Source organism: Salibaculum sp. (assembly GCF_035270045.1).
In the GTDB taxonomy this organism is placed as follows: Bacteria; Pseudomonadota; Alphaproteobacteria; order Rhodobacterales; family Rhodobacteraceae; genus Salibaculum.
In genome coordinates this window covers 52,047-67,230 of sequence record NZ_DATFIP010000059.1, presented here as the reverse complement: position 1 = coordinate 67,230, position 15,184 = coordinate 52,047, and the positions used below count along the sequence as shown (strand labels likewise).

General features: G+C 65.3%; 13 protein-coding genes. 8 read left to right on the top strand and 5 right to left on the bottom strand.

All coding sequences use genetic code 11. The features are described 5' to 3' along the window. Window positions 1-81: 81 nt before the first annotated feature. From VJ897_RS10540 to VJ897_RS10520, 5 genes are all read right to left on the bottom strand, one after another. Window positions 82-1,317: an efflux RND transporter periplasmic adaptor subunit gene (locus VJ897_RS10540; RefSeq protein ID WP_324055585.1), complete on the bottom strand. Its 1,236-nt coding sequence runs from the start codon at window positions 1,315-1,317 to the stop codon at window positions 82-84. A gap of 3 nt (window positions 1,318-1,320) precedes the next feature. After that, on the bottom strand, window positions 1,321-3,684 hold the full coding sequence (locus tag VJ897_RS10535) for an ABC transporter permease (RefSeq protein ID WP_324055583.1): 2,364 nt from the start codon (window positions 3,682-3,684) through the stop codon (window positions 1,321-1,323). Then, window positions 3,681-4,388, bottom strand: a complete 708-nt coding sequence (locus VJ897_RS10530) for an ABC transporter ATP-binding protein (RefSeq protein WP_324055581.1) — start codon at window positions 4,386-4,388, stop codon at window positions 3,681-3,683. The genes VJ897_RS10535 and VJ897_RS10530 overlap by 4 nt, the downstream gene beginning before the upstream one ends. Window positions 4,389-4,797: 409 nt before the next feature. Further along, a complete protein-coding gene (locus VJ897_RS10525; RefSeq protein ID WP_324055579.1) occupies window positions 4,798-5,817 on the bottom strand; it encodes an extracellular solute-binding protein in 1,020 nt (339 codons plus the stop codon). Window positions 5,818-5,958: 141 nt separating this feature from the next. After that, window positions 5,959-7,596 carry an ABC transporter permease gene (locus VJ897_RS10520; RefSeq protein ID WP_324055577.1) on the bottom strand — a complete coding sequence of 546 codons (1,638 nt, stop codon included), beginning with the start codon at window positions 7,594-7,596 and terminating at the stop codon, window positions 5,959-5,961. 171 nt (window positions 7,597-7,767) lie between these two features. On the opposite strand from VJ897_RS10520, the gene VJ897_RS10515 reads away from it, so the two are divergent. The 8 genes from VJ897_RS10515 (at window position 7,768) to pgsA (ending at window position 15,182) form a co-directional block, all read left to right on the top strand. Continuing rightward, a complete protein-coding gene (locus VJ897_RS10515) occupies window positions 7,768-8,688 on the top strand; it encodes an ABC transporter ATP-binding protein (protein WP_324055576.1) in 921 nt (306 codons plus the stop codon). Continuing rightward, window positions 8,685-9,446 (top strand): ABC transporter permease, encoded by a 762-nt coding sequence (locus tag VJ897_RS10510; protein WP_324055574.1) that lies wholly within the window; start codon window positions 8,685-8,687, stop codon window positions 9,444-9,446. The genes VJ897_RS10515 and VJ897_RS10510 overlap by 4 nt, the downstream gene beginning before the upstream one ends. Window positions 9,447-9,513: 67 nt before the next feature. Then, a complete protein-coding gene (locus tag VJ897_RS10505; protein WP_324055572.1) occupies window positions 9,514-10,311 on the top strand; it encodes a S49 family peptidase in 798 nt (265 codons plus the stop codon). A 1-nt stretch (window position 10,312) separates the two neighbouring features. Next, window positions 10,313-10,489 (top strand): hypothetical protein, encoded by a 177-nt coding sequence (locus tag VJ897_RS10500; RefSeq protein ID WP_324055571.1) that lies wholly within the window; start codon window positions 10,313-10,315, stop codon window positions 10,487-10,489. Beyond that, window positions 10,489-11,445: a calcium/sodium antiporter gene (locus VJ897_RS10495; RefSeq protein ID WP_324055569.1), complete on the top strand. Its 957-nt coding sequence runs from the start codon at window positions 10,489-10,491 to the stop codon at window positions 11,443-11,445. Before VJ897_RS10500 ends, VJ897_RS10495 begins: the two co-directional genes overlap by 1 nt. Next, entirely contained in the window at window positions 11,442-12,221 is a 780-nt protein-coding gene (locus VJ897_RS10490) for an SDR family oxidoreductase (RefSeq protein ID WP_324055567.1), read from the top strand. The genes VJ897_RS10495 and VJ897_RS10490 overlap by 4 nt, the downstream gene beginning before the upstream one ends. A gap of 285 nt (window positions 12,222-12,506) precedes the next feature. Continuing rightward, the gene (gene uvrC / locus VJ897_RS10485) at window positions 12,507-14,372 is read left to right on the top strand and encodes an excinuclease ABC subunit UvrC (protein WP_324055566.1); all 1,866 of its coding nucleotides are present in this window, start codon (window positions 12,507-12,509) and stop codon (window positions 14,370-14,372) included. Between the two features lie 150 nt (window positions 14,373-14,522). After that, on the top strand, window positions 14,523-15,182 hold the full coding sequence (gene pgsA, locus VJ897_RS10480; RefSeq protein ID WP_324055565.1) for a CDP-diacylglycerol--glycerol-3-phosphate 3-phosphatidyltransferase: 660 nt from the start codon (window positions 14,523-14,525) through the stop codon (window positions 15,180-15,182). Window positions 15,183-15,184 lie beyond the last annotated feature (2 nt).

Genomic DNA, 15,184 nt, shown 5'->3' with positions numbered 1-15,184 from the left:
CGGCATCGCCGGGCACTGGTCTGCGTCGTCAACCTCCAAAGAGCCCGTTTTCCTTGGCTCCCCCGGGCAATGACACCGAGTCTAGCCGTCGCGCGGCGCTACGCTGTCGCCCCCGGCCAGCCCCGCCGAGGGGTAGAGCACGACGCGATCCCCTTCGTCCAGACCGCTTCGGACCTGCGCGACGACCCCGTTGTTGCGGCCCAGTTCGACCTGGGTGAGCCGGGCGATGCCCCCGTCATCAACCGCAAAGACCGCCCAGCCGCCACCATCGCGGAACAGGGCCGCACTCGGCACCCTCAGCGTGCTGTCGCTCTGCCAGATGACGATCCGGGCCTCGACGCGAAAGCCGTGCCCAAGGCTGGCGCGCGCTTCGGCCGGAGTGTCGAAGCGCACGTCAACGCTGACCCGCTGTTCCTCGACCCCAAGGGCGGACACCTTGGTGATCGCCGTGGGTGCGATGCGGGCGACCGTGCCATGCAGGGTTGCCGGACCGCCCCAGTCCTCGATCAGGACCGGGTCGCCCCGGCTGACCTGAACCGCATCTGACGAGATCAGGTCGACGACCAGCTCGAGGCCCGTCTCGATATCGCCGATTTCCAGCACCGGGGCGCCCGCCGGCAGAACCGCCTCGCTTTCCTGGACTACACGCAGGATGCGCCCGTCGATGGGTGCGCGCAGGGGGATCGCGTCCTCGAAACCGTTCCCCACTGCTTCCGAGAGGGCCAGGTCGTCGAACCCGATGAGCCGGGCCCGCGCATTGGCCAATTCGGCCTGGCGCATGGCGATGGCCGCCTCGGCGGTCTGCAGCGCGGCCTCGGTCGCGCGGGCATTGGTTTCGGCCCGTTCCAGCGCTGCCCGGCTGACCGTCCCGCTTTCGGCCAGCTGCCGGGCGCGGTCCAGGTCCGTCTCGGCCAGGTCATGGGCGGCGGCGGCGGAATTGCGGTCGGCCTCGGCAACGCGCAGGGCGGCCTGGGCGGCGTCCACCGCTGCCAGCGCCTGTTCGCGGGTGCGCACGTCCAGAGCCGCCGGGTTGGTCGGACGCATCTGCGCCACGATCGTTTCGCGCGCTGTCACCGGGTCGCCCGCTTCGACCGTCACCCGCTGCAACATGCCCGCAACGGGCGTCGAGACCACGTAAATCTCGTGCACCCGCGTACGCCCGTCCTCGGCAATGGTCACCTGCATCGGGCCGCGGTCGACCGTAGCCATGTCCACAAGGGTCGGCTGGGGCCAGAAGGCCGCGGTCAACGTGCCAACCACCAGAAGGGCGGCGATCGCGCTCAGGGCCAATCGCGATCTTCTCTTGGCGGGGGTCATGGGTCACTCCCTTGTCTTCAGGGCGCTGATCAGGTCAGCGCGGTCCAGGTCACGCTTGACCAGCAGGCCCGAAATCAGGGCCGCCGACAAGACCACCAGCGCGGCATTGCCATAGGCGCTGGGTTCGAATCCCAGCGTGATCGTGTAGATATCGGTCGAATAGGCGGCCATGATCAATTGCGACAAACCGTGGCCGAGCAGCGTGCCGATGGGCAGGGCGACCAGCGTGATCACCGCCAGTTCGCCCAACAGGACGAAGGCGGTTTCCCCCTTGGAGAAGCCCAGCACCCGCAGGCTGGCCAGGTCGCGGGCGCGTTCGGCATGAGCAATGCGGGCGGCATTGTAGACGATGCCGTAGGTGATGACGAAGGCCAGCACCCCCATGACGTAGCGCGACGACCCGGCCCCCTCGTTCATGACCTTGCGAAAGGCGGATTCCGCCTCGGCCTTGATGGTGACACCGGCGACCATCGGCAGGCCCTTGAGCCATTCAGTGATCTCGTCGCGCTTGCCCGGGTCGATGCGCAGGTAGGCACCCGTCACGCGGCCCGGTTCCTTGAGCGCGCGATTGAGCGCGTCCAGCTCGATAAAGGCGGGGGTGCCGAAGAAACTGTCGGCGATGGCCGCCACGGGCAATTCAAGGGTCGGACGGCGTCCGTCGCGAACCTCGACCGTGATCCTGTCGCCAGCGCGGATGTCGAGCTTGGCGGCAAGCGTGGTGGACAGGATCAGCCCGTCCTCGCGCATGGGGATCGCCTGCTTGTCGCTGTCGATGGCGCGCGACAGGCGCGCATCGGTCGGTTGCCCCTGAATCGAGCCGCGATGGGTATGGCGCCCGTTGCGCAGGATGGCAGGGACAAAGCGCACCGGTTCCGCCTGCCAGACCCCGTCGCGGGTGGCGATTTCATGCAGGGCCCCGCGTTCGATCGGCCCCGCGAAACTGATTGTCAGATCGGATCGGTCCACCACGGTGAAGGTGGTATCGAGCGTATCCTCGAAGGCGATGAAGGTGGACAGCATCGACCCTGACAGCGCCATGCCGCAGGCGATCCCGATCATCGCTCCACCCATGCGGAGTGGCTGCCGGGTGATCCGGCGCAGCACCATGCGCGAGGGCTGGTCCAACAGCCTTGCGATGCTCTGCCCGATGCGGCCGCTGCGGCTGTAGTCGGCGGGGGCGGGCGGGTGCATGGCATCTGCGGGCGTCAGGGCGAAGACCCGGCGCAGCACCAGCAACCCGCCACCTGACGCGGCCAGGATGCTGGCCGTTACGCCAATGGCGAAAGAAGCCGGGTCGAGCCGGAACAGCAGGAAGGGAAACTTGAAATATTGCAGGTAGAGCTGCACCATCGCGCGCCCTCCGGCGATGCCCAGAAGGCAACCCAGGATCGCCCCTCCCGCCGCGATGACCAGCACCAATTTCAGGTAATGCGCGCCGACCTCCGCATTGGAGTAGCCAAAGGCCTTGAGCAGGCCGATTTCCTCGCGTTCGGACTGCACCATTCGGCCGATCACGATGTAGAGGAGGAAGGCGGCCACAGCCAGGAACAGCGGCGGCACGGTATTGGCGGTGCTGCGCAAGCCGTTGATTTCCTCGGTGACGAACTGGTTGGAATACTGGTCCTCGATGCCATAGGCCCCGCGTCCTCCCCAGGGGTCTAGAATGCGGTCGATCTCGGCCAGGACGACCTGCTTGTCGGCCGCGCGGGTCAGAGCGAACAGCGCCTCGTTGAAGGCGCCCCCCATGTCAAAGAGCGCGGCCATGGCATCGCGTCCCATCCAGATGACGCCGAAGCGGCTGTCGTCGGGGACCATCTCGCCCGGCGCGGCGATGTAGAGGAACTCGGGCGATTGCGCTAGGCCGACGACCTGCAAGGCCCGGCGCGTGCCGTTCAGCGTCGCCAGAAGCGTGTCGCCCGGGGCAAGACCATGGGCCTTGGCAAACCCCTCGACGAGCAGGATCTCGTCCGGGCGCGCGGGGTCGGGCATCCGGCCCGCCGACAGAAAGGTGGCGTTCAGGGCGGCAGTGCCGTTTTCGGGCAGCGACACCGCCCGGGCCTGCACGGGTGCCGCACGGTCGGGAATGTCCACCAACGCCGCGCCGACGACACGGGACTGAACGCGGGCCACGCCGTTGATTTCGCTTAGGGGGGGCATCATGTGCGAAGGTGCCCGCGCCACCGGCGCAAAGACATCCGTCAGCCGGTACCGGTCGTAGTAGGCGTCGCGTGTGCTCTCCAGCGTGGTCACCAACCCGGACATCATAACCTGCAGCATCACGCCCATGGCGATGACCAGCCCGATGGCGATGGCCTGCCCCTTCATGCGCCATAGATCGCGCAGCAGCTTGTGGGTGAGGGGGCTCACCAGTGGATCTCCGCCGCACTCTTGCGGGTCGTGTTGGTAATGGTATCGCGGATGCGGCCATCGGCAAAATGCAGTACCCGGTGGGCAAGGTCGGCTGTGGCCGCCGCATGGGTCACGATCAGGACGGTGGTGCCCAGCTTTGCATTCACGTCCGTGAGAACCTTGAGAACCGCGCGGCCGGTGGCGCTGTCCAGCGCGCCGGTGGGTTCGTCGCAGAACAGCACCTGTGGCTGCTTGGCGACGGCGCGGGCGATGGCGACGCGCTGCTGTTCGCCACCAGAGAGTTGCGCCGGAAAGTGGTCGATCCGTTCGGTCAGGCCGACCAGGTGTAGTGCCTCTTCCGCCGCCATGGGATCAGTGGCGATTTCCGTCACCAGTTCGACGTTTTCGCGGGCAGTCAGGCTGGGCATCAGGTTGTAGAACTGGAAGACGAAGCCGACGTGCGCACGTCGATAGCGTGTCAGCTGGCGGTCGGTCATCGCGGTGATTTCGCGGCCCTTGTAGTGGGCCTGTCCCGTACTGGCCCGGTCCAGCCCACCGAGAATGTTGAGCAGGGTCGACTTGCCCGAGCCGCTGGGCCCCAGCAGCACCACGACCTCGCTCTCTGGGATCTCCAGGTCGACACCGCGCAGGGCGTGGACGGCGGCGTCGCCCGTGCCGTAGGTCTTGGTCAAGCCGGATGTGCTGAAGGCCGCGTCGGTCAAGCTGTCGCTCCTGTTGGTGCGAAGCCTAGGCCGCGGCGGGCGCACCTTCTCTGATCCAGATCAACGGTCACAAGGTCTGCACCGCAACGGGCGAGGTGCTGCCTCCTCATCCCGCCGGGGCCGGGTTCGATATCTTTCGCTGGCGGGCAACGGGTGTGCCCCGCGGTTTTCGGTTTGACGGGGTCTTGCGGGTTTGCCCCCGTCTACGTCGGGGTGATCGCGGCAAGGCCATGGCGACGGCGAGCTGGCAGACGGTCCATCCCTTCATGGAAAACGGGGTTCATGGGGCCTTCCGGGCGCGACAGAGCGATGCAAGGGTGCTTTGAAAAAAGGCGCGGGGACAGGTCCCCGCGCCTTCTGTCATCGGTCGGACGGTCGGGGCGGTGTCACGCCGACCGTTCTGTCGGGATCACTCCCAGCCGGCCTCGTTCAGCAGCATCTGTGCCGCGGGAATGTTTGCGGCGATGGCCGATGCATCCAGGTCATCGGGCTTGAAAAAGCCCAGCTCGGCCACCGAGGGGCTGAGCGCGACCCCGGGCACGGCGGGATATTCGTCGTTCCCGGCCGAGAAGTATTCCTGCGCCTGATCCGAGGCGAGGTATTCCAGGAAGCGCACCGCGTTTTCCCGGTTGGGCGCATGGGCGGCCACGCCGCCGCCCGACAGGTTCATGTGCGCGCCGGTGCTGTCCTGATTGGGGAAGACCCAGCCGATCATGTCGAGGCTGTCGGACAGCCCGTCCACGTCCTTGCGGATGCCACGGGCAAAGTAATAGGTGTTCGCCATCGCGATGTCGCACTCGCCGGAAACGATGCCGCGCAGCTGGTCGGTGTCGCCGCCTTGCGGATCGCGGGCAAAGTTCCCGACAACGGCCTCGGCCCAGTCAAGCGTCGCCTCTTCGCCCAGGTGCTCGATGAGGGCGCCGGTGATGGTCTGGGTGTAGACATTCGAGGACGAGCGGATGCAGACCTGCCCTTCGTATTCCTGGTTGGCCAGGTCTTGGTACGTCATCGGCGGGTTGTCTACGTCGTTCTTGTCGTAGAACAGGATACGCGCCCGCTGCGAGAAGCCGAACCACTGGTTGTCCTCGTCCTGCACGTAGGCGGGCACGCGGGACTCCAGGATATCGGAGTCGATGGACTGGAACAGGCCCGCATCCTTGGCGCGTTCGAGGCGCGAGGTGTCGACGGTCAGGAAGACGTCGGCAGGGCTGTTGTCGCCCTCTGCGTCCATGCGGGCGATCAGCTCGTCGGCATTGCCTTCGATGCGATTGATCGTGATCCCCGTCATCTCGGTGAAGTTGGAATAGAGCCGTTCGTCGGTGTCGTAATGACGCGACGAGTAAAGGTTGAGTTCGCCTTCGGCAAAGGCCGGAACCGCCACGGTGGCGGCCAGTACGGTCGTCAGCAGGCGGCTGCGAATCGAAGTCATCTGGATCTCCTCGGTTAGGTTGAGTGTTTCTATCGGATATATATCCTGGCACAGGTGTCAAGAATTTCCGACAAAAAAGATCAGCAATTGACGCCGCGGGCGGCGAAGTCCTGCAACCGACCTTGGGTTCGGGGAAATTTTTCAGGTGGTCACGATGCTGCCGCGGCGCCAGTCGGCGATCTGTGCGCAAAGCAGGATCACCGGGATCAGGCCCAACCCGGCGATGATCAGGCTGGGCACCGCCGCGCCGGTCAGTCGTTCATCCGAGGCCAGGCGGAAAGCCTGCACCGCCAGCGTGTCGTGGTTGAAGGGCCGCAGGATCAGGGTGGCAGGCAGTTCCTTCACGGTATCAACGAAGACGATCAGCAGCGCCGTCAGCAGGCTGGGTCGCAGGATCGGCAGGTGGACGGCGCGCACGGTGCCGATGGAACTGCGCCCCAGCACACGCGCCGCGGCATCGACGTTGGGCGTGACCGTGGCCAGCCCGCTGTCATAGGCCCCGATGGCCGCGGCCAGAAAGCGGATCATGTAGGCCGCGATCATCAGCCAGATCGATCCGGTGATCAGCAGCCCGGTGGAGACGTCGAACCAGGCTTCCATGCGGGCGTCCAGCCAGTTGTCGAACCCTGCGAAGGGCACCAGCAGGCCGACCGCGATCACCCCGCCGGGCACGGCGTAGCCAAGCCGCCCGACGTAGAGCGCGGCCGTCGAGACGCGGTTGGGATGAATGCGCCGGAAGGTCCCGATGAAGACCGCGGCCGAGACCGTGACGATGGCGGCGACGGTTGCCAGTTTCAGGGTGTTTTGCAGGAACCCGAGGTAGCGCGGGCTGAAGATGTTCTGCTCGGACCGCAATCCCATTGCAAAAAGGGCGACGGTCGGCACGATGACCCCCAGCAGAACGGGCAGGCCGCAGACCGTCTGCGCTGCCAGGGCCTTGCCGCCCTCGAGCCGGCTGCGCGAAAAGGGCGCCTGCTGCCCCTTGAGCGCGTAGGAGGCCGCCCCACGGTTCTTCTGTTCAAGTACCGCCAGCAGCAATGCAAAGGCCAGCAGGCCGATGGCAAGCTGCGCGGCCGCCGCCCTGTCGGCCATGGAAAACCAGCTTGTGTAGATCCCCGTGGCGAAGGTCTGAACCCCGAAATGCGCCACGGTACCGAAATCGGCGATGGTTTCCATGATGACCAGCAGAGCGCCGGCTGCGATCGCCGGGCGCGCCATCGGCAGGGCCACGCGGAAAAAGGCAGAGGCAGGGGACGCCCCAAGCGAGCGCGCGGCGTAATAGGGCGCCTTGGCTTGCAGGCGAAAGGCCGCGCGGGCCAGCAGGTAGACGTAGGGATACAACACCAGCGTCAGCATCAAGGCCGCGCCGCCGACCGAACGGATCTCGGGGAACCAATAGTCGCGCGGACCCCAGCCGGTCACGTCGCGCAGCAGGGTCTGCACGATCCCGGGATGGTCCAGCACATGGGTATAGGCGTAGGCCAGCACGTAGGCCGGGAACGCCAGCGGCACCACCAATGCGATCTCGAGCCAGCGGCGGCCGCGGAACTCGGTCGTCACAACCAGCCAGGCCGTCAGCGAGCCCAGCACGATACTGCCCGCGCCCACCAGCGCCACCAGCACCAGTGTCGTCCAGGTGTAGCGCCACAGCACGGTCTCGGCGAGGTGGCGCAGGGTGTCTAGATTGCCCAGCAGCGCCGCGGCCACCACTCCCACTATGGGCAGCAGGCAAATCGCCACCACCAGGAGTGCCACGCCGGAAATGAAATGCCTGTCCATCGGTGCGGGTGTCCCAAGGGTCGGTTCAGCGTTTATCTAGCGCGGATGCAGGGCCGGTGACAGGTCCGAATTTGCTGGCCAGCGGCGGGGTTTCCGTGCATCTGCGCAGGCCCCTGTCTCGCTTTTCCTTCGACGGAGAGCGGGCTAGTCTCTCTCTCAAAGGGAGCAGTGATGACCGATATCGTTCAAGTCAAGGATCTCAGGAAGAGTTACGACAACGGGTTCGAAGCCCTCTCGGGCGTCGACCTGAACATACGAGAAGGCGAGATCATAGCCCTTCTCGGCCCCAACGGCGCGGGCAAGACGACGCTGATCTCGACGATTTGCGGGATCACGCAGCCAACATCGGGTCAGGTCACGGTGGGCGGCCACGACATACTGCGCGACTATCGCAAGGCCCGCGCGATGGTCGGGCTCGTCCCGCAGGAAACCCACGTCGAATCTTTCGAAAAGGTCATGCGGACCGTGCAGTTTTCGCGTGGGCTTTTCGGCAAGCCGCGCGACGATGCCAAGGTGGAAGAGGTGCTGCGCAGCCTCTCTCTCTGGGACAAGAAGGACAACAAGCTGATGCAGCTTTCGGGCGGCATGAAGCGCAGGGTCCTGATCGCCAAGGCACTGGCCCACGAGCCGCGCGTGCTGTTCCTGGACGAGCCCACGGCCGGGGTCGACGTGGAACTGCGAAAGGACATGTGGGCGCTGGTCCGTGGCCTCAAGGAACAGGGGGTGACCATCATCCTGACCACCCACTACATCGAGGAAGCCGAGGCCATGGCCGACCGCATCGGTGTCATCAACAAGGGCCAGATCCTGCTGGTCGAGGAAAAGGACGCCCTGATGCGCCGACTGGGGCGAAAGACGCTCCAGATCGAACTGGCCGAACCGGTCGAGACGGTGCCCGATGCGCTTGCGGACCTGCCGCTGAGCGTCGAGAACGGCCATCTCGTCTATTCCTACGACAGCCAGTCCGACAAGACGGGCATCACCGGCCTGCTGAATGAAATCCGCGACGCGGGGCTGCACATGACCGATCTTCAGACCCGGCAAAGCTCGCTCGAAGAAATCTTCGTCAGCCTCGTGAAGGAGGATGCATGAACCTGCACGCCATCAAGGCCATTTACGTTTTCGAGATGAGCCGGTTCTTCCGCACGCTTTGGCAGTCGATCGTATCTCCCGTGGTCTCGACCTCGCTCTATTTCGTGGTCTTCGGCGCTGCCATCGGCAGCCGCATCGACGAGGTCGAGGGGGTCAGCTACGGGGCCTTCATCGTGCCGGGGCTCGTCATGCTTTCGGTCATGACACAGGCCACGACCAACGCCAGTTTCGGGATCTATTTTCCCAAGTTCATCGGCACGATCTTCGAGCATCTATCGGCGCCGGTGAACTTCTTCGAGATCACGCTGGGATACGTGGGTGCGGCGGCGACCAAGGCGCTGTTCATCGGCAGCGTCATCCTGATGACCGCATTTCTGTTCGTCGAGATACAGATCCTGCACCCGATGGCCATGGTGGCCTTCCTCTTGCTGACCTGCACCAGCTTCGCGCTGCTCGGCTTCATCCTCGGGATCTGGGCAGGCAACTTCGAGCAACTGCAACTGGTGCCGCTGCTGGTCATCACGCCGCTGGTCTTCCTGGGCGGGTCCTTCTACTCGATCTCGATGCTGCCGCCGGTCTGGCAGACGATCACGCTGTTCAACCCGGTGGTTTACCTGATCTCGGGATTCCGCTGGGCCTTTTTCGGGACGGCGGATGTGCCAGTGGGTCTCAGCCTGCTGGCCATCGCCGGGTTCACCCTGCTTTGCCTGGGCGTCATCGCCCTGATTTTCCGGACCGGCTGGCGATTGCGGGATTGAGGGCGGCCGGAGATTTGGCGCCCAAGCCGCCTTGTTCCCGGCCGGCGCGCAGCCTACATGTGAGCGCATGAAACGCTGGATCCCCTTCCTGAAATCCGATCCCGTCGTTTCGGTCGTTCGCCTTCAGGGCGCGATCGCGGCGAGCGGGGCGCGCGGGCTCTCTGACCGGGGCACGGCCGATGCCATCGAGAAGGCCTTTACCCGTGGCCGTCCTGCCGCCGTCGCGCTGGAAATCAACTCGCCCGGTGGCTCGCCGGTGCAGTCGGCGCTGATCGCGGCGCGGATCATGCGCCTGTCCCGCGAGAAGGAGGTCCCGGTCTACAGTTTCGTCGAGGATGTCGCCGCCTCCGGTGGCTACTGGCTGGCCACCGCGGGGCAGGAAATCCACGTTGATCGTGGCTCCATCGTCGGTTCGATCGGCGTGATCGCGGCGAGTTTCGGCCTGCCGCAGGCGCTGGACAAGGTCGGCGTGGAGCGCCGTGTCCATACCGCCGGGAAATCGAAAAGCTTCATGGACCCCTTTCAGCCCGAGAAGCCCGCGGACGTGCAGCGCCTGCGCGCGATGCTCGACGAGATGCATGATTACTTCAAGGACCACGTCACGGAACGCCGCTCGGGCAAGCTGCCCGAGGGGCAAGACCTTTTCACGGGGGACGTCTGGGTCGGGCGGCAGTCTGTCGAGGTCGGCCTTGCCGACGCCCTGGGCCAGCTTGTCCCGGTCATGAAAGAGAAGTTCGGCGACAAGGTCCGTTTCCGCCGCTACGGGCAAAAGCGCGGGCTGCTCCAGCGGTTCGGCACGCAGTTTGCCGACGACGCCATCGCCGGGCTGGAGGAGCGGGCCGCCTACGCCCGTTTCGGCCTCTGACGTGATTTCCAAGATCGTTCTTATCTTCCTCGTCTTCATCGGCGTGCTGGGCATGTTCGGCAAGCTTCGTGCGCCGCGTGTCGTGCGCCGGGCGCAGGACAGGCTCTCGGCGGCCAAGTGCTCCAAGTGTGGCAGATACACCTTCGGCAAACCCTGTGACTGCAAGGGGCGTGGCTGATGCTGATGGACTGGGTCTACACCGGGCTGGGCCTGCTGATCCTGTTGCTCGCCGGGGACAGCCTGGTCAAGGGCGCTGTCAACATGTCGCTGCGTATCGGCATCCCGGCCCTGATCGTGTCGTTGACCATCGTGGCCTTCGGCACCTCGGCCCCCGAGCTGCTGATCTCGGTGCAGGCGATCTGGGACGGTGTGCCGGGGCTGGCGCTGGGCAACGTGGTCGGCTCGAACACCGCGAACGTGCTGATGGTCCTTGGTGTGCCGGCGCTGCTGACGGTGATGCACACGGGTGCCTGCAACTCGCGCGATAGCTACATGCAGATGATCGGGGCGACCGTCCTGTTCATCGCGCTGGCCTTTCGCGGACGGTTCGACTGGATATCGGGTCTGATCCTGCTGACGGCCCTGGCGGCGATGCTGATCCATGCGGCCCGCGCGGCCAACGATCACCGCAAGGCCGACGCCGAGGCGCCGGCCGGTGCCGTCGAGGACCTGGAGGGCGCGGACCCCAACCTGCCGTGGCCCAGGATCATCCTGTTCCTGGCGCTGGGGCTGATCGGGCTCCCGTTGGGCGCCAACCTGCTGGTGGACGGGGCCAGCAACATAGCCCGGGATTTCGGCGTTTCGGAAACGGCCATCGGGCTGACGCTGGTGGCCGTGGGTACGTCCCTGCCCGAACTGGCGACCACAGTCGTGGCGGCGCTGCGCCGGCAGGCCGACGTGGCCCTAGGCAATGTCATCGGGTCGAACATGTTCAACCTGTTGGGGATCATCGGCGTGGCCGCCCTGGTGGGTGAGATCCCGGTGTCCCCTGAAATCCTGCGCTTTGATCTCTGGGTCATGCTGGGCGCGTCCCTGATCCTCGTGCCTTTCGTGTTCTTCGGCAGGAACATCAACCGGGTCTGGGGGATCGCGTTCTGCGTGCTTTACGTCACTTATGTAGGGGTGGTTCTATGACGGGTGTGGCCTTGATCACCGGGGGCGGAAAGCGCCTCGGACGTGCGATGGCGCTCTATCTGGCCGGGCGCGGTCTGGATGTGGCCGTGCATTACAACGGTAGCGCGCAGGGCGCCGAAGACGTCGTGGCACAGATCGAGGGCATGGGCCGCCGCGCCGTCGCGTTACAGGCCGACCTTCTGTCCGAGGACGCCACGCAGGCCCTGCTGCCGCGGGCGGTCCAGGCGCTGGGGCAGGTCAGTTGCCTTGTGAACAACGCTTCGGTCTTCGAATACGACCAGATCGACACGATCACCCGGGACAGCTGGGACAGGCACCTGGACTCCAACCTGCGCGCGCCGGTCGTGCTGACACAGGCGTTGGCTGACCAGGCGCCCGATGCGGAAACCGATGCCAATGGCGAGCCGCGGGCGCGCACCTTGGTGGTAAACATGGTTGACCAGAGGGTGCGCAAGCTGACCCCGGCCTTCATGAGCTACACCATCGCCAAGATGGGACTCTGGGCCTTCACCCAGACGGCGGCACAAGCCCTGGCGCCGCGGGTGCGCGTCAACGCCATCGGGCCGGGGCCGACCATGCAGGGCGCGCGCCAGAGCGCCGAACATTTTGCGCGACAGCGTGCCGCCACCGTGCTCGAGCGCGGATCGAACCCGGCGGACATCACCGCGGCGCTGGGGTATTTCCTCGATGCGCCGGCAGTGACGGGGCAACTCCTGTGCATCGACGGCGGCCAGCACCTGGCCTGGAAGACGCCGGACGTGCTCGGGCCGGAATGATCGCGCGGCAAGTTGTGCACGGGCGCCGGACCGGGCGGATGCGGCTTAACAATTCTGTAACAAACTCAGAAGCTTGCGTTGGGGATAAAAAAATATCCACTTTAATCAGTTAGTTGGGGGTTTGCCCAAAAATTGAGCAAGGTTACGAAATCGTCATGAAACAAGGGAAATTCCCGATGCCCAAAACCTTGCCCACGGGGTTGTCCACAGGAACGGTGGGTATGTTGCCGCTTGATCCCCGCGCTGGGTCATTGCAGGCCGTCACCAGAATCATAAGCTAGGCCCATGAACGATGCGGAGAGCCCAACCCGGACCGGCGCGCAGGTCATCCATGCCTACCTGAAGACCCTGGACGCCAGCCCCGGCGTCTACCGGATGCTGGATGCCCAGAGCCAGGTGCTATACGTCGGAAAGGCGCGCAACCTGAGGGCGCGTGTCGGCAACTACGTGCGGCCCACCGGGCATTCTCCCCGCATCGCGCGCATGATCCGCGAAACCGCCTCGATGATGTTCCTTACCACGGCGACCGAGACCGAGGCGCTGCTGCTGGAACAGAACCTGATCAAGCAGCTCAAGCCGAAATACAACGTGCTGCTGCGGGATGACAAATCCTTCCCCAACATCCTTGTGGCCAAGGATCATGACTTTCCGCGCATCGGCAAGCATCGTGGTGCCAAGAAACAGAAGGGCGCCTATTACGGCCCTTTCGCCAGTGCCGGGGCGGTCAACCGCACGCTGAACACGTTGCAAAAGGCGTTCCTGCTGCGCACCTGCACCGACAGCGACTACGAAACCCGGACGCGGCCCTGTTTGCTGTACCAGATCAAGCGGTGCAGCGCACCCTGTGTCGGCAAGATCAGCCGCGAGGATTACTCCGCGCTCGTGCGGGATGCCGAACGCTTCCTGCGGGGCAAGTCGACCGAGATGCAGGCGGCGCTGGCCGCGCAGATGGAACAGGCCGCCGCAGAGATGCAGTTCGAGCGCGCCGCCGCACTGCGCGACCGCATCCGCGCGCTTAGCTCGGTGCAGACCGCACAGGGTATCAACCCGCAAGGCGTGGCCGAAGCCGACATCATCGCACTGCATACCGAGGGCGGACAGGCCTGCGTACAGGTCTTCTTCATCCGGGCCAACCAGAACTGGGGCAACCGCGACTACTATCCCCGCGTGACTGGCGAGGAGGACGCCGCCGAGGTCATGCAGGCCTTTGTCGCGCAGTTCTACGACCAGCGCGAGCCGCCGCGGCAGCTGTTGTTGTCGCACGGAGTCGATGACGCGGATCTGCTGGGCCGGGCGCTGGCCGAGAAGGCCGGTCGCAAGGTCGAGATCACGGTCCCGCAGCGCGGCGAGAAGGCCGACCTTGTCGGCGGGGCCTTGCGCAATGCCCGCGAGAGCCTCGCCCGAAAGATGTCCGAGACGGCAACGCAGGGCAAATTGTTCAAGGGCGTGGCCGAGGCCTTCGACCTGGGCGAGGTGCCGCAGCGCATCGAGGTCTATGACAACAGCCATATCCAGGGCACGAACGCGGTCGGTGCGATGATCGTGGCCGGGCCCGAGGGGTTCGAGAAGGGCCAGTATCGCAAGTTCAACATCAAGGGGGACGACCTGACGCCGGGCGACGATTTCGGCATGATGAAAGAGGTGTTGACCCGGCGGTTCAAGCGCTTGTTGAAGGAAGATCCAGACCGTCGGTCCGGGCAGTGGCCGGGCTTGCTACTGATCGACGGCGGCGCGGGCCAAGTCAGTGCCGTGCGCCAGATCATGGAGGAACTGGGTGTGGGGGACGTGCCGATGGTCGGCGTGGCCAAGGGGCCTGACCGCGACCATGGCAAGGAGGAATTCCACCGGACCGGCAAGCCGGTCATGGCACTGCGCCATAACGACCCGGTGCTCTATTTCATCCAGCGCCTGCGCGACGAGGCGCATCGGTTTGCCATCGGCACCCATCGTGCCAAGCGGGCCAAGGCGGTGGGGGCCACACCGCTGGACGATATCCCCGGCGTGGGCGCGGCGCGCAAGCGGGCGCTTCTGGCGCATTTCGGCTCGGCCAAGGCGGTGGGGCGCGCGGCACTGGCGGATCTCAAGGTGGTGGACGGGATTTCGGAGGCCATGGCCGAGACGATCCACGGGCATTTCCACGAGAAGGGCTGACTGAAAAGTGTGCCTGCGGCACGCAGGGCACCTCGTCGTCGCGCTGCTCCTCCTCGGGTTTGGGGGCCAGCCCCCAAACCCCCGCGGTATTTTCGACCCAAAGAAGCGGGGGGTGTGGCGTGGGGCGGGGAATGGCGCTAGGAAACGGGTATGAAATGGACCCTGCCGAATATCCTGACGGTTCTTCGCCTGCTGGCTGCGCCCGGCGTCGCGGTCCTGTTCCTATATTTTGCCAGGCCCTGGGCGGACTGGATCGCGCTCGCGCTGTTTTCGGTGGCCGCGGTGACAGACTGGATCGACGGCTACCTGGCCCGGGCTTGGAGCCAGGAGTCGAAGTTCGGCGCCATGCTGGACCCGATCGCGGACAAGGCCATGGTGGTGATCGCGTTGCTGGTCATCTGCGGGTTTTCCGGCATGGACCCGTGGATCCTGCTACCTGCGACGCTGATCCTTTTCCGCGAGACCTTTGTCAGCGGTTTGCGCGAATTCCTGGGGGACACGGCCGGGACGCTCAAGGTCACGCGGCTGGCCAAGTGGAAAACCGCCGCGCAGATGACCGCCATCGCGGTGCTGTTCTCCACGGGCGCCTTCCAGACTTATTTTGCCATGCAGACAGAGGGGATGGACGCGGAAACGGTTTTCGCGATCCTGGACGGGACCGTGCCGGATGAGAACGGCATCCTCTGGAAATACCACGGCATGATATACAGTTGGTGGATTGGAATCCTGCTGCTCTGGGCGGCGATGGTTCTGACACTTGTCACGGGTGGGGACTACTTTCGCAAGTCCCTGCCGCATTTGAAGGGGTAGCC